A 21511-nucleotide genomic window follows, 5' to 3' on the forward strand; every position below is an offset into this window, starting at 1 on the left:
CGCCCATTCAGTCCTTGACAAGAATAAAAGACTCAATGTGAGGTGTCTTACGGTAGGATGTTAAAAGTATCTCACATCACTTGCATTGAGGGGAGTCTACCTATGATTGATGCGCGTGCGCTAAATATAAATTCTGCTTTGTTTTTCGAACGCTTATTGCTATAGAAAAGCCTCATCACTTCCGCAGTGCATTGGTTCACGAAAGTGGTTTATGACTTTCTTATTCCTCCCTATCGGAAGGAATTCACCCCATTTTCTATGCCATGGTCTTCAGAACCTTTTCTTGGCTGTTAGTGACTGGCGAAGCCCATCCTCAATACGAGAGGGGCGGGGCGCTGGCGGCCACTACATTCTTCATAAGGAGCAAGTATGAACATCGTTATCACTGGAGGTGCGGGTTTTCTCGGGACCCTGCTTATTCAGCATTTTCTTTCCGAGGCAGACCACGGCAAGCTTGATTTGAACGAGATTGTTTCATTTGACCTTGCTGCTGCCCGGGTGTCAGATCCGCGCGTGCGCTCCGTGGTTGGAGAGATCACCGATCGAGAGACTGTCCTACAAGCAATCACTGGAGAAACTGATGCAGTTATCCATTTAGCAGCCGTGCTTTCGGGTGGTTCGGAGGCGGATTTTGATTCGGCATTGAGTGTCAACATAGATGGCACTCGTTGTCTTCTCGAGGCCGTGCGTCATACTCGTAGCGCTAAGGGGGCTCATCCTGCACGGTTCGTCTTCACGAGCTCTCTTGCCGTGTTTGGGGGCAGTCTTCCGCAAGTAATGCCTGAATACTGGGCCACTCAGCCTGACTCTACCTATGGGGCAACCAAGTCCATTGGAGAGCTGCTTGTCAATGAGTATGGACGAAAAGGCTTCGTAGATGCTCGCATTTGCCGACTCCCTACGATCTCGGTGCGACCTGGTAAACCGAATTCTGCCGCGAGCTCATTTGCTAGCGGGATCATTCGTGAGCCTCTTAACGGTGTGCCGTCGGAGGTCCCCGTGCCGCACGATACGAGAATGTGGCTTGCATCGCCGCAAGTAGCAGTTCGTAATCTTGGAAGGGCACTCTTAGTTGAAGGCTCAAAACTCGGCTCGTGGAGAGTTATGAATCTTCCAGGAATTTGTGTCACGGTTGGCGAAATGCTGGATTCGCTTGAGCGTGTGGCTGGCTCTGAAACGAGAAAGCTTGTTAGTGACAAGCCTGATGAGAGTATTGCTGCGATAGTTACAAGCTGGCCGGGAAATTTCGATGTGTCAAGAGTGGAAGCCTTAGGTTTTGAACGTGATCGTGATTTCGATTCAATGGTGCAGCAATACCAGGATGACTTCTTGAGCTAGTTAGCCCGGGGTATTGGTGGCTTCGTTCTTCGATTGCGAACGACTGATTGAGTTTCGTCTTTTTCTGCGTGCCTCTTTCCCGGGACTTCAGTGGTTGACTAGGCGACCTGGTAGAAACCCTGGCTGGAATACGGGATGGGAGCATGATCCCTCCCCTGCACTTTGTCCACTCGCGTGGGTTGGCCCAGGCCAAACCCCCAGACCTCGATCCCGAAACTCCCTGGTGGGCGGTGGGGCGTCGCCAAGCGCTTGCCGACGCCCACCTGCACCTTTCGGGTTCCAGGTCTGGGGGAATGCCTGCGGGAAGGCGCTTCCAGCCAAGGTCCAGCAGGTGAGGTTTAGCGCTTCTGGTACAGCGCGCTCTTACGGGCAAAGACCGGATCGGAGGTCACCAGGACGCCGAGGTTGCGGAAGATGCCCTCGTCCACGGAACCCAAGATGGTGGTGGTGTGGACATCGCAGCCTTGAAGCTCCTTGAGCGCATCAAGCGCGCGGCGGGCGTTCTCGTCCTTCGCCGCGGATACCGACAGCGCGATGAGCACCTCATCGGTGTGCAGGCGCGGGTTCTGCGAGCCCAAGTGCTTGGTCTTCAACGTCTGGATGGGCTCGATGGATTCCGGGGACAACAAGTGCAGGTCATCATCGATGCCGGCCAAGTGCTTGAGCGCATTGAGCAGCGCGGCTGCGGAGCAGCCCAGCAACGGGGAGGTGCGGCCGGTGATGATGGTGCCGTCGTGAAGCTGCAGCGCGGCTGCCGGGCCTTGCGTCTCTTCCGACTTCTGACGTGCCGGGAGCACAACCGGACGGTCGGTGGACTTAATGCCGGCCTTCGCCATGACCACGGCAGCGCGCTCGGACTGCGTGGAATCAAGACCGTTGCGGGCTTCTTCCACCAAAGTTTTGAAGTAGCGGCGAATGATCTCCTGCTGGGAGGCCTCGCGGCAGACCTCATCGTCGGTGATGCAAAAGCCCACCATGTTCACGCCCATGTCCGTTGGGGACTGGTAGGGAACGGTGCCGGTCAGGCGCTCCAGCAGAGACTTCAGCAGCGGGAAGGCCTCGACGTCGCGGTTGTAGTTCACCGTCGATTCGCCATGCGCGGAAAGGTGGAAGTGGTCGATGACGTTGGCGTCGTTGAGGTCCACGGTGGCGGCCTCGTAGGCCAGGTTCACCGGGTGATCGAGCGGCAGGTTCCAGATGGGGAAGGTCTCAAACTTGGCGTAGCCCGCAGGCACGCCGCGCAGATTCTCGTGGTAGACCTGCGAGAGCGCGGTAGCCAGCTTGCCGGATCCCGGCCCCGGCGCGGTGACCACCACGAGGTCACGGGTGGTCTGAACATAGTCGTTCTTGCCCAGGCCATCCTCGGAGACAATGAGGTCGATATTGGCGGGGTAGCCCGGAATGATGCGGTGGCGTGCCACCGTGAGCCCCAGGCGTTCTAGGCGCTCGATGAAAGCCTCGGCCTGGCTATTGCCGTCCTCGAGCTGGGTCATGACAATGTTATTGACCAAGAAACCGCGGTCCCGGAAGACGTCGACAAGCCGCAGCACATCATCTTCATAGAGGATCCCTAAGTCACCGCGCATCTTCTGGCGCTCAATGTCCTTGGCATTAATGCAGACGAGGATTTCTACGTCATCCTTGATGCGCTCGAGCATCGCAATCTTGTTATCCGGGGTGAAACCGGGCAGCACGCGGGAGGCGTGCATATCGTCGAAAAGCTTGCCGCCCATTTCGAGATAAAGCTTCCCGCCGATTTCTTTGCGCCGAGCGTTGATGTGCTCCGACTGCAGTTCAATGTATTTTTCACGGTCAAAACCGATTGCGCGCCCCATAGTATTTAGGCCCTTCCGTTCAACGGGTAGTACCCGGAAAGTCTACAGCAGCACAGCCCCCGCGTAGACTTCTTGACATGCCTGAGGGACACGTTATTCACCGCCTTGCTCGGACACTCAATGCGGATTTCCGTAACAAGCCGCTGGCCGTGAGCAGCCCCCAAGGTCGGTTCGCTACGGAGGCCGCGCTTGTCGACGACTCTCGCCTCTCCCTCGCCGAAACCTTTGGCAAGCACCTCTTTCTCCACTTCGATGCGGATAACCCGCGCCACGTTATCTACATCCATTTAGGCCTCATTGGGTCCCTGCGCTTTGAGCCGTCTGCCGATGTGTGGGGCCAAATCCGGCTGCGCATCGATAACGGCACCACAGCCGCGAACCTGCGCGGCCCGCAGTTCTGCACGCTTATCACGGAGGAGGAGTACCAGGCCAAGGTGGCGAAGGTGGGCCAAGATCCTCTCCGCACAGACGCCGACCCGGATGCCCTATGGGCCCGCGTGCATGCCTCGCGGCGTAGCATCGGCGCGATGCTCATGGACCAAGGCCTCTTTGCTGGCGTGGGCAATATCTACCGCGCAGAAGCCCTTTTCCGCCAAGAACTCTCCCCCTTCATCCCCGGCAACCAGCTCGACCGAGAGGAGTTCGACGCCATCTGGTCGGATCTGGTCGATCTCATGGACTACGGCGTCGAACGCGGCCGCATCGATACGGTCCGCCCCGCCCATACGCCGGAGGCCATGGGCCGCGAGCCTCGCAAGGATGATCACGGCGGCGAGGTCTACGTCTACCGTCGCGCCGGGCAACCCTGCTACGTGTGCGGCACCGAGATCCGGGAGCAGGTCATGCAGGGCCGCAACCTCTTCTGGTGCCCCACCTGCCAACCCGCGCGCTAGGGTGTGGGTTATGCGCCCTGCTTATACCGTCGCCACTGTCCGTGCCGCTGAGAAGCGCCTGCTGGAACAACAGTCTCATGAGGATCAGCTCATGAAGCTGGCCGCCGCGGCGGTGGCAGAAACCGCATCAGTGATGCTGGAGGCACGCCCCGGCGCGGTGCTCATTCTCGCTGGTTCCGGCGGCAACGGCGGGGATGGGCTCTACGCCGGGGCGGTGCTGGCCTCACGCGGGGTTACGGTCCATGCCCTAGTTCCGGAGCGCTGCCACGAGGAGGCCCTCGCTGCGTTTTGCAGCGCCGGTGGTATGGTCCTTCCTTCCGACAGCGCGCCCTTAGGCAGCAAACTGTTAATCGACGCCATCGCGGGCCTCGGATCCGCACGGGGTTTAAGCGGCACCGCGCTCTCCCTCTACCGCGATACCACCGCTGCCGGGGCCGCGGTTTTAGCCGTCGACATGCCCACCGGCGTCGACGCCGACACGGGAGTCTGCGCCGCGGATGCCGTTAACGCCGATGTCACCGTCACCTTTGGCTCGCCACGCCTCGGCCACGCGCTGGCCGCCGAATGCGGGCAGGTCGTGGTCTCCGAGCTCTTCTTGCCCGGCGCGCCTTCTTTCGCTGAGACCCTCGCCGAACTCGATGAACCAGCGGCATTCATCGCTCACGAGCCCTCCGTTCCGACGCCCTTTGCGTGGCAATCGGGCGAACTCGATCTGCCTGGCGGGCGTGCTACCCGCCCCTGGCCGGTAGGCTGCACTGGCCCCATCACCGATCCCACACCAGGCGCGCGCTCCGATAAGTACTCCGGCGGGGTCGTCGCCCTGGCCGCCGGAAGCGATACCTACCCGGGTGCGGGGATCCTCTGCGCCACCGCAGCGGTACGTGCCACCCCCTCGATGGTGCGCTTCATCGGCGATAACTCGATTACTTCCCTTCTCCCCGAGCTGGTCTGCCATCCCGATGTGTCCTCCGCCGGGCAAGCCCAAGCCTGGGTCGTGGGCCCCGGCCGCGGTACCGATGCAACGGCGGCCACCGAACTACGCAAGGTGCTAGCGCAGGACCTGCCCACCGTTCTCGACGCCGACGCCCTGACGCTTCTAGCGCGCAATACCTCCCTGCGCCAGCAAGTTACCAAGCACCCGATGACCATCCTCACCCCGCATGAAGGCGAGTTCCGCCGACTCTACGAGGCCACTTTCGGATCTGCTCCCGATGCGTCTGATGGCTGGAGCTGCGCCATCCACGAGCTAGCCGAAGAGCTAAACAGCATCATCCTGCTCAAGGGCCGCTTGACCCGCGTCACCGCGCCGGGCCAGCCGCTCTATTCCTTCAATGCCGGTCACTCTTTTGCCGCGACCCCGGGCTCCGGGGACGTGCTCTCCGGCATCCTCGGCGCGGTCATGGCCCAGCTCTTCGCCGAAACCTCCACCGAAACCGCCGCCGCGACCACCGCCCAAACCATCACCGAGGTTCTCCACGCCGGCGCCATCCACGCGCATGCGGCGGCCATCGCTGCCGAGACCCCCGAGGGCTTCGCGCCCTGTTCTGCGTCCCAGATCGCGGCGGCCATCCCGCGGGCCATCGCGCGGCTCCTCAACGCGCAGCGCTAGCTCCGTGGCCCGGCGCTAGCTACGCAGCAAGGTACGTTTCGATCAAATAGCACCCCAGAAATTCGAAGATCTGGGGCCTTATTTGATCGATCCGTACCTAGCCACCACCGTGTGGGTACGTTTTCGCACACAAGCCCTAAAATTCCGCGGTTTTCGGACCGCTATTTACGAAAACGTACCGTGGCGCGGCGCAGGATCCCGGACGCGGTACCGACGGACTTGCGCATGAGCCCGCGTGGCCCCACCGCCACCGTGCCGCGGCGCAGCGAAGTGTTCTCCCAGGGCCACGTCATCCCCGCCCATACTGCTGCGACGGCGAGGGTCTCTGCCGCGATGTAGCCGGGCCAGGGTCCCAGCAGGTTGATGATGGAGGGGCTGCCCGGCGCGTGGTTGAGGAAGCCATAGTTGCCGTCGGTCTTCGCATTGACCGCCATGGCGGTGGCCATCCATACAGGTGTGACCTTCACGGCGAAGCGATAACCTTTCCACGTCGGCCGGTAGCCCAAGCCAAAGGTCAGCGCTAGCGGCACAGCAAGGGCCACGATGTGGAAGAACCAATATGTACCGAACCGCAGCCAGCGCGGTAAGAAGTAGTAGATGACGTCCGGGGTGATAATGGCCTGCGGGTTGAGGATGATGCCCCAGAAGTAGGTCAAGGTCAGGGCGTGCTCGTTGCCGGTAATGAGGCCCAGCGCCAGGATAGGGCGCAGCACATCGCACAGGTGCAAAGGCAAAGACTCCCGGATATCGAATTGCTTCGGGTCCAGGGAGATAACCGTCCACGCAGTGCCCGCCACCAGCAAGGCCCAGCCCACCATCCGGCGGATGAAGGTCTCGCGGGAGGTTCCTTTGATTCTGCGGGCGGCGACGATAAAGACCCCGCAGGCCACCACGGTGATGCTCAACATGAGTGCATGCAGCGCGGTCCACTGTTGCATGCGCGGGTAGTCAGTTGGGCTTACTCGGGGCTTGCGGGGTCGAATCATAACGGGGTATTAATTTACCCCTTTGTATGAACATGTGAGAGATGAGCGGGTTCTTACGCGGCTAGCTCGGAATATTCGGAGAGCTTTCCATCCTTGACCTCGACCACGTTGTCGGCATAGTCGAGCAGGCTGCGGTCGTGCGTGATGAACAGAGTTGCGGTATCGAAGTCATCGGTGACACCACGTAGCAACTTGGCAATCTCGCGGGAGAGCTTGGAGTCCAAGGCGGAGGTTGGCTCATCAGCAAGCAGCACGGAAGGCTGGCCCATGAGCGCACGCGCAATGTTGACGCGTTGGCGCTGCCCACCGGAGAGCTGGTTCATGCGGCGGTTGCCAAAGCCCTCCAAGCCCACGAAGCTGAGCAGCTCGTCAGCCCGGTCACCGCGGGGCTTGCGGCCCTCCATGTGGTCAATGATGAGCAGCTGCTCGCGCGCAGTCAGGGCTGCCAACAGGTTGGCCTGCTGGAAGATGAGCCCGCGGGTGCCGTGCATCTCAACGGATCCGGAGTCCGGCTCGATAAGTCCAGCGGCCACGGAGAGCAGGGTGGATTTACCGGAACCGGATTCGCCGATCACGGCGGTGAGCTCGCCGGGCTTGACGTCCAGGCTTACGCCGTCGAGTGCAGTTGTGCGGGACTGGCCGTCGGGGTAGGTCACCACGATGTCGCGGAGGGACAGGGCGGGAGTAACGGTGGTAGTCATTAGGCGTTGCCTCCTAGGGCGTCGAGCGGGTTAATCTTGGAAACGCGGCGGGTGGCCAGGAAGGCACCGGCGATGCCGAGCAGCCAGATGCCGAGTGCGGGGACGATGACGGTCATGGCGGAGACCTCGAAGGGCACGGCACCTTGGGCGGCAAGGCCCAGCAGCCAGCCGACGAGCGCGCCCACCCCAACGCCAATCGCCAAGATGATGGCTGCCTGAGCGATAGCGTCCTTGAGCAGGTACTTCACGCTGGCACCAAGGGCGCGCAGGATGGACAGGTCACGGGTGCGCTGGATGGTCCAGATGCTCAGGAAGGCGATGGTGACCAGCGCGGAGATACCGTAGAGGAAGGCCTGCATGGTCAGCAGGGAACCGCGCTCCGAGCTATAGGCCGGCAGGCCGGACAGGGCCTTGCCCATGGACACGGAGGTGTCGGTCGGCTCCTGGGAAAGCACGGCCACGCCCACCATGTCCTCGGGGGAATGGGAGACCTTCTGCCAGGTTTCGGTAGCGACCCACACCACCGGGGAGTGGGAGTAATACTCATCCTCAACCACCGCGTTCACGTCCAGGTCCACGCCGCCGAGGGTGCCCCGGGACGGCGCGTTCAGGGCCTCGTCGATGGATTGGCTCAAGACCATGCCTTCCTCCGGAATCACGGTGCTGGAGCCGGGGATCTGGGTGCCGGCGGGCAAACCGATAACCGCCACGCCGCCGTGGCCCTCCAGCTTGGTTTGGGAGGTACCCAGCGGAATACCAGAAGCGGGGACATCCTCGGCGAAGATCTCCGACTCGGTAAAGGAGGGATCTTCCGTCGAGAAGGTCACATAAGGATTCTGCTCCCCGAGTGCCTCAAGCGCGGAGGTATTTTGCTTGGACAGGCCTTGGGTCAGGCCGGACAACATAACGAGCAACAACGTAATTAGAGCCACGACGCCGCCGATCAGGAAGAACCGACCGCGGGCGGTGACTATCTCTCTCAATGCCAGGAACATACTATTTATCCTGCGTGTGCGGACGCCGAAAGTAATCGGGTAGCCAGTTGAACCTCTACTCAACCAGTTGGTTGATTCGCGCTCCCCTACCTAGGCGATAGGCTGGTGCCTCGTGATGATGAGCAACAAACTGTGGACCGTGGGACTGCATGCCATGTTCGGCTTCCTCCTCGTGTTCGGAGTGCTCCGCGCCTGGGCCGATGAGCGCCTCGACGCCCGCGTCCTCGGCCTCTCCATTGCACTCGCAGTGGTCTACACGTGTTTCGTCATCTTCGGTTCCCGCACCATTACCCGCCCCGTCCCCACCACGCTGTGGCTCGCCGCTTTGTGCTTGTTGTGGATCGGCCTCATGGTGCACGCCCAAGACTTCATGTGGCTCGAGTTCCCGCTGGTCTTCGTCTTCATCCATGCACTGCCCTTCTGGCCGGGCATTCTCGCCAGCGTGGTCCTGTGGGCCGTGGCCGCCTTCGTCCCCGCATGGATCCACCCGCAATTCTGGACCGCCGCCGCGGCCATCGGCCCGTTCATCGGCACCTGCTTCGCCGTGGCCGTCTACCACGCCGCCCGCCGGGTTCAGGCGGAGGCGGCGCACCACGAGGCCGTCGCCAAGCAGCTGCGTGAGACCCAGGAAGAGCTCGCCGCCAGCGAGCATCAAGCCGGGCGCCTCGAGGAGCGGGAGCGGCTCTCCCGCGAGATCCACGACACCGTAGCGCAGGGGCTGTCCTCCATCGTCCTGCTCAGCCGCGCCGCCAAGAACACCTCCACGCAGCAGGACGTCACCGAACAGCTCGCACTCATTGAGAAGGTGGCCCAGGACAACCTGGCCGAGGCCCGGCGCTTCGTCAAGGAGCTCGCGGCGCCTGCCTCCTCCATCGATAAGGAACTGCGCGCACTCGTGGATGAGCTCCAAGCCCAGGCCAAAGGGCTCGGGCTGCGTACCTATTTTGGGCTCAAGTTCACCGGTAGCGCTGACGTACCCGCCGAGTTTTCCCACGTCATCCTGCGCGCCGCGCGCGAAGGGCTGACCAATGTCATGAAACACGCCGACGCCGACCAAGCCGTGGTCACCCTCGGCTCTTTCACAGATGAGATCACCTTGGATGTCGTCGATAACGGCCGCGGCATCGAGGGCCCACGCGGCTTCGGGCTCACCGGCCTGGAGCAGCGTGTTCGCAGCGTCGGTGGCAGCGTCCAAGTAGAATCTTCACCCGCCGGCACCGCGCTCGCGGTGCGAATCCCAACAGGAGGCAGCAGCAATGGTCAACGTGATGCTCATCGATGATCACCCCGTGGTCCGCGCCGGGCTGCGCGCGATTCTAAACGCTTTCCCCGATATCGAGGTGGTGTTGGAAGGCTCCGATGGATCGGCCGTCGAAAAGCTAGCGGATGCTGATGGCCCCCATATCGATGTCGTCGTCTGCGATATCCAAATGCCGGACGTCGATGGTATTGCCGCCACCCGGCGCGTGCGCGAGCTCGATGGGCCCCCGGTGCTCATCCTGACCACCTATGACACGCAGGCGGATATCCTGGCCGCCGTGGAGGCGGGCGCGTTGGGCTACCTGCTCAAGGACGCCCCCGAGGACACCCTGCACACCGCGGTGCTCGACACCGCCGCGGGCAAGCGGACCTTAGCCCCCGAGGTCACGAACCTCCTGGCGGAGCGCTTGGCACAGCCGGAAACCGCGCTGTCTCCCCGCGAGCTGGAGATCCTGCAAGCGCTGGCCACGGGAGCCTCCAACAAGCAGATTGCCCAGCGGCTCTTCATTTCCGAGGCCACGGTCAAAACCCACCTCATCCACGTCTATCAAAAGCTCGGCGTGGAAACCCGCACCGCAGCCGTCTCCGCCGCCCGCGAGCGAAAGCTCATCCAATAGATGCATACCTACGATTGCATCGTGGTGGGTGGTGGCCAATCCGGCCTGGCCACCGGCTACTACCTGCGCCGCCAGAAGCTCGACTTCCTCATCCTCGACGCCAACTCCTCCCCCGGCGGAGCCTGGCAACACGTGTGGGATTCACTCACTCTTTTTAGCGATGCCCAGTCTTCCACCCTGCCCGGCTGGCCCATGCCCGCCTACCCCGGCTTCCCGCCGGCTTCCCACGTGGTGGACTACCTCACCCGCTATGAGCAGCGCTATGACCTGCCGGTCCGGCACGGGGTGACGGTGGAGCGCGTGCTTGACGACGACCCCCTCTTCCACCTCTTCACCACCCACGGTGAGTTCCGCTCCCGCACCGTCGTGGCTGCGACGGGCACCTGGTCCGCGCCGTTCATCCCCTTCTACCCCGGTGAATTCCAGGGGCGCCAATGGCACACGGCGAGCTACCCGGGGTGCGGTCCTTTCTTAGAGCGCGGCCACAACAATCCTGTAGCCGTTGTCGGCGCGGGCAACTCCGGTGCCCAAATCGCCGCCGAGCTAGCTCTCGCGGGCGTGGACACCACGTGGTTTACCACGCACCCGCCGCGCTGGATGCCGGATGATGTCGACGGGCGCGTGCTCTTTAGCCGCAACAGACAGCGCATGCTGGCAAAACTTCGGGGCGAGCCGGACCCGGGCTCCGAAACAGAGCTGGGGGATATCGTCATGGTCCCGCCGGTACTCAAGGCCCGTGATCGCGGCCTTCTGCGCGCCACCGACATGTTCTCCTCGCTGGACCAGTTGAACCGCGAAGGCTTCAGCGATCTCATCTGGGCCACCGGCTTCCGCCCAGCGCTGCGCCCCTTCCCTGGGCTGCTGGCAAAAGGAAAGCCCACGGTGGAAGGTTTCTTCCCCGTGGGCTATGGCTCGTGGACGGGCCCGGGCTCGGCCACGATTACCGGTGTCTCCCCCTATGCGCGGCGGGTGGCGGGGGACGTCGCCAAGCTCGTGCGTACGCCCAGCTAGGCACTACAGCGTCGCCATGGCGAGGAGCACCACCGCTGCCAGCGCAAGCAGGAATCCGAGGCGGCGCAGAATCTTCATCTGCTCTTCGCGTCCCACGCGCGCCATGAGTGCGGCGCCGAGGACAGCACCCACCGTGTTGTATAAGAGGTCGTCGATATCGCTAAAGCCCAGCGCAAAGATGTACTGGGCGCTTTCGATGCACAAGCTGATCACGAGCCCAAGGAGCATCGTCCCGCCCAAGCCCCAGCGAATCCTGACGCGGTTGCGCCCGGCCACGTAAATCGCCGCTCCCAGCGGCATGAAGAGAGCAATATTCCCCAGGAGATCGGTCCACCCGCCGTACCACACGGAGGCGTTCTCAAATCCGCCAAAGAGCTGCAGATTGACCCTTCGCACCGCATGCGCGGAGCCGTCCACCACGCCGGGGATGTCCATGAAGGGCTTGCCCACCGTCGCCAACACCACGACCACCAGGGACAGGGCTGCGACAAGGAGGGAATCACGAAGCAGGTGCCGATACGGATCCGGCGCGGGCCGCAGCCGATTGCGCGGGCGTTGAGCTTCTATCCCAGTCATGCGCCTCACCCTAGTGGTTTTCGCTGACAATCGGCTGAAGCAGTAGCCAGAAAACACTGCTTCACATCCTCTGTACGATAGTGTCCATGAACACACTGATTGTCACTCGCACCGATTCCGGAGTAACGCACTCGTTCCAAGAGCAGCCCCTGCTCGGGGAAGGTGACACGGTCGTGGATGTGCAGTTTTCCTCCCTCAATTACAAAGACGCCATGGCCCTGGAGGGCGATAAAGGTGTCATGCGCATCGATCCGCTCGTCCCGGGCATCGATGTGGTGGGCACCGTGGTGGAAACGTCCGATTCACGCTTGAGCCCTGGCCAGCTTGTCGTCTCCTGCGGCGATGGCCTGGGCGAGTTCCGCCATGGCGGCTACACCACCCGCCAGCGCGTCAACGGTGAAGCCACCATCCCCGTGCCTCAACGCTTCAGCGCGCACGATGCCGCCGCGATTGGCACGGCCGGATACACCGCTGCTATCTGCGTGAACCAGCTGCGCACGCACGGCACGACGAAGGGCCATATCCTCGTCACCGGTGCCACCGGCGGCGTGGGCTCCATCGCGGTCCAGCTGCTCAAGTCTTCCGGCTACGAGGTCACCGCCGTCACCGGCCGCGTGGAATCCCAGTCGGAGTACCTCACCTCACTCGGCGCGGATCACGTGCTTGACCGTGCAGCGCTGTCTGAGACCGGCCGCCCGCTGCAGAAGGCGCTGTACGACGGCGCCATTGACACCGCCGGTTCCACCGTCTTGGCCAACGTGCTGGCGCAGGTGCGCTGGGGCGGCGTGGTGGCGGCCACCGGTATGGCGGCTGGTCCGGACCTTCCTGCCTCGGTGCTGCCATTCATCCTGCGCGGCATCGTGCTGGCCGGCGGTAACTCCGTCGATGCGCCCCGCGAGGTGCGCGAGGCGGCCTGGCAGCTTCTCGACGAACACCTCGACCTCACCATGCTGAACTCTATTACTGAAACGGTGCCGCTGGCCGATGTCGCCACTGCCGCTCAAGAGCTGCGCGCCGGCTCCCGCCATGGGCGCACGGTAGTCGAGATATAGGAAGGGGCAGGTGTGAGCGGGCAGCCGTTTACTGCCCGGCCCCTTTAGTGGTGCACGCGGTGCGATAGGGACTCGTCGTCGGTGCCGGGGGCATTACCCAGCTCACCGGTGAATTCATCGTCGCTGCGCGCCAACCAGATGGAGGACACAACCAGTCCGCCCCAGATGACGACGACGAAGAGGATGAAGAGCAGGATTGCGCTTGTAGTCATTGTTATTCTCCTTTCCTACTAGCCGCTACTTGTCGTCCGTGTTCGGTGCGGCGGCGTTGCCTGTGGCAAGCGGGTTCGGTGTGCCGGCCGGGCGGCCGCCCACTGGGACGCCGTAATCAGACGTCTCTATGCCGTCTAGGTACTTGTTTCCGCGGAAGTCCACTAGCGGCATGACGAAGCTAACGAGCAGAATGACGCCCAGAACCGCCCAGCCAAAGAGCCCAATCTGTGTGGAGGAGTAGCCCTCATAACCTTCGCGGACAATCGTGATGATCTCGTTGACCAGGAAGTAGACGAGCAGCAGCGGGGTCGCGACGAAAGTCAGGAACTGCCAGAAGCCACCCACCTTGAACTGCGACACGGCGTTGATGTGCTGCTGGATCTCGCGGCGGCGGCCGGTCACCCAGCCGACGACTACGAGGGCGCAGATGGCGCCGAAGACGATGCCCAAGTTGTTGGTGAACTTATCCATGATGTCCAGAGTGACCAGGCCCGAGGAGGTGGCGAACAGGAAGCAGGACAGTACTCCCATCGCGCTGCCAACGCTGATGGCAGAAACGCGGCGAGAGATGTTGAACTTATCTGCCACGGCGGAGACAACGACCTCCATGATGGAGATCAGCGAGGTCACACCGGCCAGGAACAGGGAGCCAAAGAAGAGGACACCGAACAGCCAGCCGAGCGGCATGAGGTTAATGATCGTCGGGAAAGCGATGAAGGCCAGACCGATACCAGACTCAGCCACCTCATCGACAGACACGCCCTGCTGGGCGGCCATGTAGCCCAGAGTGGCGAAGACACCGATGCCGGCGAGAACCTCGAAGGAGGAGTTCGCAAAGGCGGTAACCAGGCCCGTGTTGGTGAGGTTGGTGCGCGGCTTGAGGTAGGACGCGTAGGTGATCATGATGCCGAAACCGATGGACAGGGAGAAGAAGATCTGTCCGTAGGCGGCGATCCACACCGACGGGTTGCTCAGCACGGACCAGTCCGGAGTGAAGAAGGCGTTGAGGCCCTCGGCGGCGCCGTCAAGGAAGAAGGCGCGGATCACCAGAATGATGAACATGACGGCCAGGACCGGCAGGAAGATGGAGGTCAGCTTGCCGATGCCCTTGTTGATGCTCGTGGCCAGCGTAGCGATGCAGACAACCCATACGAGGATCATGACGCCCAGAATGGATGGGACAACGTGCCCGGAATAGGTTGCCTCCGCGTCTGCTTGGAGGAAGTCAACCATGAAGTACGTCGAAGGATCCTCGCCCCACGTCTGCTGCAAGGACTTAATGGTGTAGAGCGCTGCCCACGCAATGATGGCGGCGTAGTAGATGGCGATGAAGAAGTTCACGCCGACCTTGAACCAGCCGATTCCTTCCCAGCGGCTGCTGATGCGGCGGAATGCCAGCGGCGCAGAACCGCGGAAGCGGTGACCAATGGCGAGGTCGAACCACAGGATGGGGATACCGGCGGTCAGCAGGGCCACCATGTATGGGATGAGGAAGGCGCCGCCGCCGTTCTCATAGGCAACGTAAGGGAAGCGCCAGATGTTACCCAGGCCGACGGCGGAACCGATGGCGGCCATGAGGAAGACGAAACGCGTATTAAAAGTATCGCGTGTAGAGCGAGTCTTATGCGGGGTTGATGTGGTCATGAGAGAACTTTCTTCTTGAGCAAATATCGCGCACCACAAGACCGTAGGAATTGTTTATACGGGCCGCGTACGACGAGTATTAGCGAGAAGCTTAGCCTACCTGCCAACCTATAGGTACCGTTTTGAATAATTATTTACCCCCACAACGCCACACCCCCTTTAGGGCCTGACCCTCCAACCGGAACAAAAGCCAGCGGAGAAAGGGTTAAGCGCTAAAGGGGGTGGCGGGTGAACAAACTCGGGGCGATTAAACGTGCAGATCGCGGTCCTGAATACCCTTCGGGACGGTGAGCACACCGATGAGGGAAACGACCGAAATCGCGATGCCGTAGGCGGCGATGGCCATCGAGGTCTCGTACCGCGTGTACAGCATCTCTGCAATCATCGGGGCAAAGGCACCACCGATGATGGAGCCGAAGGCGTAGCCGATGGACACGCCCGACAGGCGCACCTTCACCGGGAACATCTCCGCGTACATCGCTGACTGCGGGCCATAGGTCGCACCCAGGATGACACCCAGGAGGAACACGGCTACGCCGAAGAACATAACGTTGCCCGAGTCAACCGCCCAGAACACCGGGGTGATATACAGCGCCAAAACGATGTAGCCGCCAATGAACGTCGTGCGGCGCCCCAAACGGTCAGACAGGTGGCCGAAGTACAGCGTGCCGATAAACCAACCAATCGACGCGACCAGGGCTACCCCAAGGGCCTGGGGGCGGGTATAGCCCACGACCTTCGTGCCATAGGCGGTGAAGTAGGCGATGACGAAGTAGCCAATCGCGTTGTTGGCGGCAAAGATAACTGCACACTTGATAACGGTTCCGAGATGGCCCTTGAACAGGACCGCGAGCGGTGCCGTGGACTTTTCCTTCAGCTCTTCCATCTCCGCGAAGGCCGGGGACTCTTCCACTGCCCGGCGGATCAGGTAGCCCAGGAGAATGAGCACCACGGAGGACAGGAACGGGATGCGCCAGCCCCAGGCAAGGAACTGCTCCGGAGTGAGGACGGAGGAGAGAACCAGCATGAAGATGGTGGCAAGAAACATACCAAGAGGCACACCAACCTGCGGGAACGCACCAAACAGTCCGCGCTTGCCGTGCGGGGCGTGCTCAACGGCCAGCATCGCTGCACCGCCCCATTCACCGCCGGCGGAGAGGCCCTGAAGGATGCGCAAGACCACCAACAAGATAGGTGCTGCCATGCCGATGGAGGCGTACGTCGGCAGCACACCCATCAACATGGTGGCCAGGCCCATGCCGACCAACGTGACCACGAGGACCGGCTTGCGTCCGAGCCGGTCACCCAAGTGGCCGGCCAAAATTGCCCCGAGAGGACGGAAAAGGAAGGAAATACCCAGCGACGCCCAGGCAATGATCTGTGCGAGGGAGGCGCTTTCGTTGGAGACCGGATCGAAGTACTGGGTAGCGAAGATCAGGCCGGCGGCCTGAGCGTAGATGAAGAAGTCGAACCACTCAATGGTGGTGCCGACCATCGAACCGGCGAGCACGCGCTTGTGCTCTGTAGTGATTCCCGGCCCTTGGGCAGGCTGTTGGGTGACTGGTGCAGACATAGTGGGAGTCTTTTCTCTATGGGTGCAGAAGCACGGTGGATACAGTTAAAGCCAGTGAACGAAAGGGGCAATGAGTGAGGCGGGGCGTGCCGAAGAAGCCGAGAACGCTGCAGTGTTTTACTGATCGCGGTTGTCGACGATCCTCTTGGCCTTGCCCTCACCGCAATCGACGTGGTCAGTAATCTCGACGCCAACGGTGACGCCGATGCGCTCCTTAATCTGTTTCTTCAGCCACGCGGCGGAGGCATCGATCTGATCAGGAGTAGCCTCCGAGGAGTGCTCAACCACCAGGGTGAGGTGGTCCATACGGCCACGCTTGCTCAGCACGCACTGGTAGCGCGGGCGAAGCAGGCGGTCCTCGGTGATGATCTCCTCGAACTGCGACGGGAAGCAGTTCACGCCACGCAGGATGATCATGTCATCGTTGCGAGCGGAGATGCGGTCGATGCGGCGCATCGAACGCGCAGTGCCCGGGAGCAGGCGGGTGATGTCGTGGGTGCGGTAACGAATGATCGGGAAGGCCTCCTTGGTGAGGGAGGAGATGACCAACTCGCCGTACTCGCCGTCTGGAACCGGCTGCATGGTCTCCGGATCGATGATCTCTGGGTAGAAGTGGTCCTCCCAGACGGTCAGGCCATCCTTGGTCTCGACACATTCTTGGGCCACGCCAGGGCCCATTACCTCGGAGAGGCCGTAGATATCGGTGGCCGTAATGCCGAAGCCTTCTTCGAGTTCGCGGCGCATTCCCTCGCTCCACGGCTCGGCGCCAAAGACGCCGGCGCGCAGGGAGGATTCGCGCGGATCCAGGCCTTCCTTGCGCATGCGGTCAAGGAGGTTGAGCACGTAAGACGGCGTACCCAGAATTGCGTCCGGCTGGAAGTCCTGCATGATCTGGATCTGGCGCTCCGTCTGACCACCGGAGGTCGGAATCGCCGTGGCTCCTAGGGCCTCAACGCCATAGTGAGCGCCCAGGCCGCCGGTAAAGAGGCCATAGCCGAACGTAATCTGCACCTTATCGCTCTTGCGCAGGCCGCCTGCCCGCAGCGAACGGGCTACGAGCTCGGCCCAAATACGCACGTCATTCTCGGTGTATCCCACGACGGTCGGGCGACCCGTGGTGCCGGAAGAAGCGTGGATGCGGGAGATTTGGTTCTGGCCAACAGCAAACATCCCGAAGGGGTACTCCGCGCGAAGGGTTTCCTTGTCGGTGAACGGGAACAGCGCAAAGTCCGAGAGTTCCTTGAAGTCATCCGGGTGAACGCCCTTCTCATCGAACGCACGGCGGTAGTGCGGGACGTTGTAGTACGCGTGGCGAAGCTCGTTCTTCGCGCGCGCGGTCTGCAGCGCAATGATTTCATCGCGGGAGGCGTACTCAATGCCCATCTGGGGGCCGTGGTGGTCAGAGAAGATATCAAACGTTGCGGTCACGTCAGTTGCCTTTCATTTCGAGGAGAGGGGAATACCACACCCTTTAAGCTCCCTCGAAAGTGCTGCAAGAAGTTGGTTAGCTGGGACAACGCACAAAAGTACGTTAATTACTTACCGTTCGGTTGGGTAAGTCTTGTGACGTACACTACAGGCCGTTGTGGTGATAGACAACACAATTAGGCCAAGTTTTTGAAGCGCGACACATCATCGCAGGCCACGGCGGTTTCACCGACAAAAGAAGCCCCCACCCCCATATGGAGCCCCAACGGCGGAGCGAAACGCTCGCCCCCGACTAGCCGATCGACTACTTGCCCATCGCGACTAGCCCGTCGCTTGCGGAGCTAGGCCGCCAAAAACAACACTCTCAAAAGCGCTGGCCAGCTCCTCGGCACCAAGTCGCCCCTCCGGCTCGTACCAATCAGACGTCGAGTTAATCATTCCGAAAATCATGCGGGTCAACAGCGGAGCCTCAATGTCGGAGCGGATAGCCCCCTCCTCCTGAGCAGCCTCCACCAGCGGAACCACGGAACGCGTCAGCGTACGGCGGCGCTCCAACGCGCTCCGCTCCACCTCGGAGTTTCCACGCAAACGGAGCAAGAGCGCGACAGACTTCGGGTCGGAGCACAGCACCTCAATCGAGCCACGCAACAGCCCGCGCACCCTCTCCCCCGCCGATACATCGGCCGCGGCCATCTCTTCCGCGACCGCTTCCAAACGGCTCAGTGCCTGCACTACCGTGAGCTCCAAAATCTCTTCTTTCGACGAGATGTGGTGATAGAGCGCGGACTTAGAAATCCCCAATTCGCTCGCCACGTTATCCATCGACGTGGCGTCGTAGCCGCGGGCTGTAAAAGCACGGACAGCTGCACGAATGACATCTTCACGGGAGTAGCCGGGGCGGCCACGTGCCGCGCCCTGGACAGCGGATTTCTCATTCTTCACGCAGTCCATTCAAGCAGAGAGCCCCGAGCACCGTTAGACTAGTGAGCCACCACACCCCTTTTCGCTCCTTCGGCAGCACTGCGGAAACCCCTTACCTCAAGGAGGAATTCCCATGAGCACCGAGCACCCCATCCTCGCCCCCGGCGTCGCCAAAGGCCCCGAGTTCACCCACGTGCGCACCATGTTCGACGATGACCGTGCCACCGCGGAGATTGGCGCGAAAATTACCGCGCTAGACGTCGGCAGGTGCGAAGGCCACTTCACCGTCCGCCCGGAGATGTGCAATGGACATGGCACGGCACAAGGTGGCTATCTATACATGTTTGCCGATTCCATCTTCGCCGGCGTTTGCAACTCCGGTGGCGACTTGGCCGTGGCCGCGCACAATTCAATCCACTACATCGCCCCCGCCTTCGAAGGGGATGTCGTTGACGGGGTTGGGGTGACCCGCCAAGCCTGGGGCCGCAACGGCGTTGTCGATGTCACCCTCAGCATCAAGGGAAAGCCCATCGCCGAATTCCGCGGCACGTACCGCGTGCTGCCCGCCAAGCCCCAGAACCGCAACAAGTAGGGCGCAGCTCACAAACTTGGTTGACATAGCTCACACATGCCCCATATACTGACCAACCAGTCAGTAAGTATCACCGAGCCGACACTGAGCAGAGAGGGAACGATTCCTCCCATGACCCCATCAGAGAAAACACTCGCCGCCGTCCCGGCCGCGGATGAAGCACAAGCACAGCAGCGCTTCGACGAGCTCATCGCCGAAGACTCCCGCATCGAGCCCACCGACTGGATGCCCGCTGCCTACCGCAAGACCTTGACGCGTCAGATTTCCCAGCACGCGCACTCCGAAATCATCGGCATGCAGCCGGAGGCCAACTGGATCAGCCGCGCGCCTTCGCTCAAGCGCAAGGCCATCCTCATGGCCAAGGTGCAGGATGAGGCCGGCCACGGCCTCTACCTCTACTCCGCCGCGGAGACCTTGGGCACCTCGCGCGACGAGCTGGTTCAGCAGCTGCTCGACGGCACCGCCAAGTACTCCTCCATCTTCAACTACCCGGCGCGCACGTGGGCCGACATCGGAGCCATCGGCTGGTTGGTGGATGGCGCCGCCATCTGCAACCAGGTACCGCTCTGCCGCGCCTCCTACGCCCCATACGGTCGCGCCATGGTGCGCATCTGTAAGGAAGAGTCCTTCCACCAGCGTCAAGGTTGGGAGATCCTCTACGAGCTGTCCCACGGAACCCCCGAGCAGAAGCAGATGGCGCAGGAAGCCATCAACCGTTTCTACGGCCCAGCACTGCAGATGTTCGGCCCGCCGGATGATGACTCCCCCAACTCCAAGCAGTCCATGGCATGGAACATCAAGCGCTTCTCCAACGACGAGCTGCGCCAGCGCTTCGTGGACATGATTGTCCCGCAGGCCGAAGCCCTTGGCCTGCACTTCGAGGACCCGGACCTGAAATGGAACGAAGAGCGCGGCCACTACGACTTCGGCGAGCTCGACTGGTCCGAGTTCAAGGCCGTCATCAAGGGCGAAGGCCCCTGCAACGTGCAGAGGATGCAGCGACGTCGCCAAGCGCATGCCGACGGCGCGTGGGTCCGTGAGGCTGCCGCAGCCTACGCCGAGAAGCACCACTCGGCTGACACCTCGCTTATCGCCTAAGCCCAAGCACACTGCCCAACCAGCCACGACACTTTAAGGAAGATTCCATGTCCAGCTCCACCTGGCCCATGTGGGAGGTCTTCGTACGCTCCTCCCGCGGCCTTTCCCACGTTCACGCCGGCTCGCTCCACGCACCGGATGCCACCATGGCCCTGCGCAATGCCCGTGACCTTTACACCCGCCGCAACGAGGGAACCTCCGTCTGGGTTGTGCCCAGCGAAGCCATTGCCTCCTCCGACCCGGACTCCAAGGGCGGATTCTTCGAATCCCCGCAGGGCAAGAGCTACCGCCACGCCACGTACTACGACAAGTCGGAAGGAGTGCCGCACCTGTGACCGGATTTGCAGCCGCCGATTCTGCGACCAAGCAATCGCAGGGCAACGGCATCACCGCAGAAGACATCGCCGCCTCCGGCGCAGTGGCCCCCGAGGACACGGCTCGCTATGCGCTCATGCTGGGCGATGACGCCCTCATCCTGGCCCAGCGCCTGGGCTGGTGGATTTCGCGAGCACCGGAGATGGAGGAGGATATCGCCCTAGGAAACATCGCCCTCGATCTCATCGGGCACGCCCGCTTCCTCCTCACCTATGCCGGCACCGCATGGGGCAAGACCGAGGATGACTTGGCCTACTTCCGCAATGAGGAGGAGTTCCGCTCCGCGCGCCTGGTCGAGCAGGAAAACGGCGACTTCGGCTACACCATCGCCCGCCAGCTGCTCTTTTCCTATTACCAATACGGGCTCTACACCGCCCTGTTGGAGTCCACAGATGAGACGCTGGCGGCTATCGCGGCTAAGGCCATCAAGGAAGTGGAGTACCACGTCGACCACGCCAACCAGTGGGTTCTGCGCCTGGGCCTTGGCACCGAGGAGTCTCACCGCCGTATCACGGAGGGCCTGATGTACATGTGGCCCTACCTTGACGAGCTCTTCGAGGATCTCCCGCTCCACGAGAAGCTGGCGGCAGAAGGCATCGCTGTTCTGCCCTCGAGCCTGCGCGCGCAGTTCGATGAGCGCATCGCCTACGTCCTCGACAAGGCAGGTCTGGCCATCCCGGAGGTCAAGCAGGCTCGCTCCGGGCAGCGCACCGGGCGCTTTTCCGAGCACCGCGGTTTCATCCTCGCGGAGATGCAGTCCCTAGCTCGCCAGCACCCCGGCGCGACCTGGTAGA

21 protein-coding genes are annotated in these 21511 nt (G+C 61.9%); 11 read left to right on the forward strand and 10 right to left on the reverse strand.

The window, feature by feature from the left end:
• Positions 1-369: 369 nt before the first annotated feature.
• Positions 370-1338 carry a D-erythronate dehydrogenase gene (denD, locus tag HMPREF2526_RS08645; protein WP_070510162.1) on the forward strand — a complete coding sequence of 323 codons (969 nt, stop codon included), beginning with the start codon at positions 370-372 and terminating at the stop codon, positions 1336-1338.
• Between the two features lie 338 nt (positions 1339-1676).
• Here the strand turns inward: denD and HMPREF2526_RS08650 are convergent, their stop codons facing one another.
• Positions 1677-3173, reverse strand: coding sequence for a DUF1846 domain-containing protein (locus HMPREF2526_RS08650; protein WP_070547021.1), 1497 nt, complete (start codon positions 3171-3173; stop codon positions 1677-1679).
• 77 nt (positions 3174-3250) lie between these two features.
• Between HMPREF2526_RS08650 and HMPREF2526_RS08655 the strand changes: the two genes are divergently transcribed.
• Positions 3251-4066, forward strand: a complete 816-nt coding sequence (locus HMPREF2526_RS08655) for an Fpg/Nei family DNA glycosylase (protein ID WP_070547024.1) — start codon at positions 3251-3253, stop codon at positions 4064-4066.
• A 10-nt stretch (positions 4067-4076) separates the two neighbouring features.
• Positions 4077-5675 carry a bifunctional ADP-dependent NAD(P)H-hydrate dehydratase/NAD(P)H-hydrate epimerase gene (locus HMPREF2526_RS08660; protein WP_070547026.1) on the forward strand — a complete coding sequence of 533 codons (1599 nt, stop codon included), beginning with the start codon at positions 4077-4079 and terminating at the stop codon, positions 5673-5675.
• Between the two features lie 161 nt (positions 5676-5836).
• On the opposite strand, the gene HMPREF2526_RS08665 is transcribed toward HMPREF2526_RS08660, so the two are convergent.
• From HMPREF2526_RS08665 to HMPREF2526_RS08675, 3 genes are all read right to left on the reverse strand, one after another.
• Positions 5837-6613, reverse strand: coding sequence for a YwaF family protein (locus HMPREF2526_RS08665; RefSeq protein ID WP_246819882.1), 777 nt, complete (start codon positions 6611-6613; stop codon positions 5837-5839).
• A 101-nt stretch (positions 6614-6714) separates the two neighbouring features.
• Positions 6715-7362 carry an ABC transporter ATP-binding protein gene (locus tag HMPREF2526_RS08670; RefSeq protein WP_070547031.1) on the reverse strand — a complete coding sequence of 216 codons (648 nt, stop codon included), beginning with the start codon at positions 7360-7362 and terminating at the stop codon, positions 6715-6717.
• Positions 7362-8357: an ABC transporter permease gene (locus HMPREF2526_RS08675; RefSeq protein ID WP_070524189.1), complete on the reverse strand. Its 996-nt coding sequence runs from the start codon at positions 8355-8357 to the stop codon at positions 7362-7364. The genes HMPREF2526_RS08670 and HMPREF2526_RS08675 overlap by 1 nt, the downstream gene beginning before the upstream one ends.
• A gap of 115 nt (positions 8358-8472) precedes the next feature.
• Here HMPREF2526_RS08675 and HMPREF2526_RS08680 point away from each other — a divergent pair, with 115 nt between their 5' ends.
• From HMPREF2526_RS08680 to HMPREF2526_RS08690, 3 genes are read left to right on the forward strand one after another with little or no spacing between them, the layout of a single operon-like run.
• Positions 8473-9639: a sensor histidine kinase gene (locus HMPREF2526_RS08680; protein WP_070547033.1), complete on the forward strand. Its 1167-nt coding sequence runs from the start codon at positions 8473-8475 to the stop codon at positions 9637-9639.
• Entirely contained in the window at positions 9614-10234 is a 621-nt protein-coding gene (locus tag HMPREF2526_RS08685; RefSeq protein WP_070547034.1) for a response regulator, read from the forward strand. The genes HMPREF2526_RS08680 and HMPREF2526_RS08685 overlap by 26 nt, the downstream gene beginning before the upstream one ends.
• Positions 10235-11245: an NAD(P)-binding domain-containing protein gene (locus tag HMPREF2526_RS08690; protein WP_070547035.1), complete on the forward strand. Its 1011-nt coding sequence runs from the start codon at positions 10235-10237 to the stop codon at positions 11243-11245.
• Between the two features lie 3 nt (positions 11246-11248).
• Here the strand turns inward: HMPREF2526_RS08690 and HMPREF2526_RS08695 are convergent, their stop codons facing one another.
• Entirely contained in the window at positions 11249-11821 is a 573-nt protein-coding gene (locus HMPREF2526_RS08695; protein ID WP_046648776.1) for a VanZ family protein, read from the reverse strand.
• 86 nt (positions 11822-11907) lie between these two features.
• On the opposite strand from HMPREF2526_RS08695, the gene HMPREF2526_RS08700 reads away from it, so the two are divergent.
• Entirely contained in the window at positions 11908-12873 is a 966-nt protein-coding gene (locus HMPREF2526_RS08700; protein WP_046648775.1) for an MDR family oxidoreductase, read from the forward strand.
• A gap of 44 nt (positions 12874-12917) precedes the next feature.
• On the opposite strand, the gene metS is transcribed toward HMPREF2526_RS08700, so the two are convergent.
• From metS to HMPREF2526_RS08725, 5 genes are all read right to left on the reverse strand, one after another.
• The gene (gene metS / locus HMPREF2526_RS08705) at positions 12918-13085 is read right to left on the reverse strand and encodes a methionine/alanine import NSS transporter subunit MetS (protein ID WP_046648774.1); all 168 of its coding nucleotides are present in this window, start codon (positions 13083-13085) and stop codon (positions 12918-12920) included.
• A gap of 25 nt (positions 13086-13110) precedes the next feature.
• Positions 13111-14730 carry a sodium-dependent transporter gene (locus tag HMPREF2526_RS08710; RefSeq protein ID WP_070547038.1) on the reverse strand — a complete coding sequence of 540 codons (1620 nt, stop codon included), beginning with the start codon at positions 14728-14730 and terminating at the stop codon, positions 13111-13113.
• A 247-nt stretch (positions 14731-14977) separates the two neighbouring features.
• Positions 14978-16303 carry an MFS transporter gene (locus HMPREF2526_RS08715; protein ID WP_070547040.1) on the reverse strand — a complete coding sequence of 442 codons (1326 nt, stop codon included), beginning with the start codon at positions 16301-16303 and terminating at the stop codon, positions 14978-14980.
• A gap of 117 nt (positions 16304-16420) precedes the next feature.
• On the reverse strand, positions 16421-17686 hold the full coding sequence (locus tag HMPREF2526_RS08720; protein ID WP_369816132.1) for an AMP-binding protein: 1266 nt from the start codon (positions 17684-17686) through the stop codon (positions 16421-16423).
• Between the two features lie 366 nt (positions 17687-18052).
• Positions 18053-18673, reverse strand: a complete 621-nt coding sequence (locus HMPREF2526_RS08725) for a TetR/AcrR family transcriptional regulator (protein WP_246818623.1) — start codon at positions 18671-18673, stop codon at positions 18053-18055.
• Between the two features lie 112 nt (positions 18674-18785).
• Here HMPREF2526_RS08725 and HMPREF2526_RS08730 point away from each other — a divergent pair, with 112 nt between their 5' ends.
• The 4 genes from HMPREF2526_RS08730 to paaC all read left to right on the forward strand — a co-directional run bounded on the left by HMPREF2526_RS08730 (position 18786) and on the right by paaC (position 21510).
• Positions 18786-19244, forward strand: a complete 459-nt coding sequence (locus HMPREF2526_RS08730; RefSeq protein WP_070547044.1) for a hotdog fold thioesterase — start codon at positions 18786-18788, stop codon at positions 19242-19244.
• A gap of 111 nt (positions 19245-19355) precedes the next feature.
• Positions 19356-20342: a 1,2-phenylacetyl-CoA epoxidase subunit PaaA gene (gene paaA, locus HMPREF2526_RS08735; RefSeq protein WP_046648768.1), complete on the forward strand. Its 987-nt coding sequence runs from the start codon at positions 19356-19358 to the stop codon at positions 20340-20342.
• A gap of 47 nt (positions 20343-20389) precedes the next feature.
• Entirely contained in the window at positions 20390-20677 is a 288-nt protein-coding gene (gene paaB / locus HMPREF2526_RS08740; RefSeq protein ID WP_046648767.1) for a 1,2-phenylacetyl-CoA epoxidase subunit PaaB, read from the forward strand.
• Positions 20674-21510, forward strand: coding sequence for a 1,2-phenylacetyl-CoA epoxidase subunit PaaC (paaC, locus tag HMPREF2526_RS08745; protein WP_070547046.1), 837 nt, complete (start codon positions 20674-20676; stop codon positions 21508-21510). The genes paaB and paaC overlap by 4 nt, the downstream gene beginning before the upstream one ends.
• Position 21511: the final 1 nt, after the last annotated feature.

Source organism: Corynebacterium sp. HMSC070E08 (assembly GCF_001808895.1).
GTDB lineage: Bacteria > Actinomycetota > Actinomycetes > Mycobacteriales > Mycobacteriaceae > Corynebacterium > Corynebacterium hiratae.

Bases quoted from the DNA above. Each gene is read 5' to 3' on its own strand.
- denD (WP_070510162.1), top strand. From the start codon at position 370: ATGAACATCGTTATCACTGGAGGTGCGGGTTTTCTCGGGACCCTGCTT.
- HMPREF2526_RS08650 (WP_070547021.1), bottom strand. From the start codon at position 3,173: ATGGGGCGCGCAATCGGTTTTGACCGTGAAAAATACATTGAACTGCAG.
- HMPREF2526_RS08655 (WP_070547024.1), top strand. From the start codon at position 3,251: ATGCCTGAGGGACACGTTATTCACCGCCTTGCTCGGACACTCAATGCG.
- HMPREF2526_RS08660 (WP_070547026.1), top strand. From the start codon at position 4,077: ATGCGCCCTGCTTATACCGTCGCCACTGTCCGTGCCGCTGAGAAGCGC.
- HMPREF2526_RS08665 (WP_246819882.1), bottom strand. From the start codon at position 6,613: ATGCAACAGTGGACCGCGCTGCATGCACTCATGTTGAGCATCACCGTG.
- HMPREF2526_RS08670 (WP_070547031.1), bottom strand. From the start codon at position 7,362: ATGACTACCACCGTTACTCCCGCCCTGTCCCTCCGCGACATCGTGGTG.
- HMPREF2526_RS08675 (WP_070524189.1), bottom strand. From the start codon at position 8,357: ATGTTCCTGGCATTGAGAGAGATAGTCACCGCCCGCGGTCGGTTCTTC.
- HMPREF2526_RS08680 (WP_070547033.1), top strand. From the start codon at position 8,473: ATGATGAGCAACAAACTGTGGACCGTGGGACTGCATGCCATGTTCGGC.
- HMPREF2526_RS08685 (WP_070547034.1), top strand. From the start codon at position 9,614: ATGGTCAACGTGATGCTCATCGATGATCACCCCGTGGTCCGCGCCGGG.
- HMPREF2526_RS08690 (WP_070547035.1), top strand. From the start codon at position 10,235: ATGCATACCTACGATTGCATCGTGGTGGGTGGTGGCCAATCCGGCCTG.
- HMPREF2526_RS08695 (WP_046648776.1), bottom strand. From the start codon at position 11,821: ATGACTGGGATAGAAGCTCAACGCCCGCGCAATCGGCTGCGGCCCGCG.
- HMPREF2526_RS08700 (WP_046648775.1), top strand. From the start codon at position 11,908: ATGAACACACTGATTGTCACTCGCACCGATTCCGGAGTAACGCACTCG.
- metS (WP_046648774.1), bottom strand. From the start codon at position 13,085: ATGACTACAAGCGCAATCCTGCTCTTCATCCTCTTCGTCGTCGTCATC.
- HMPREF2526_RS08710 (WP_070547038.1), bottom strand. From the start codon at position 14,730: ATGACCACATCAACCCCGCATAAGACTCGCTCTACACGCGATACTTTT.
- HMPREF2526_RS08715 (WP_070547040.1), bottom strand. From the start codon at position 16,303: ATGTCTGCACCAGTCACCCAACAGCCTGCCCAAGGGCCGGGAATCACT.
- HMPREF2526_RS08720 (WP_369816132.1), bottom strand. From the start codon at position 17,686: ATGGGCATTGAGTACGCCTCCCGCGATGAAATCATTGCGCTGCAGACC.
- HMPREF2526_RS08730 (WP_070547044.1), top strand. From the start codon at position 18,786: ATGAGCACCGAGCACCCCATCCTCGCCCCCGGCGTCGCCAAAGGCCCC.
- paaA (WP_046648768.1), top strand. From the start codon at position 19,356: ATGACCCCATCAGAGAAAACACTCGCCGCCGTCCCGGCCGCGGATGAA.
- paaB (WP_046648767.1), top strand. From the start codon at position 20,390: ATGTCCAGCTCCACCTGGCCCATGTGGGAGGTCTTCGTACGCTCCTCC.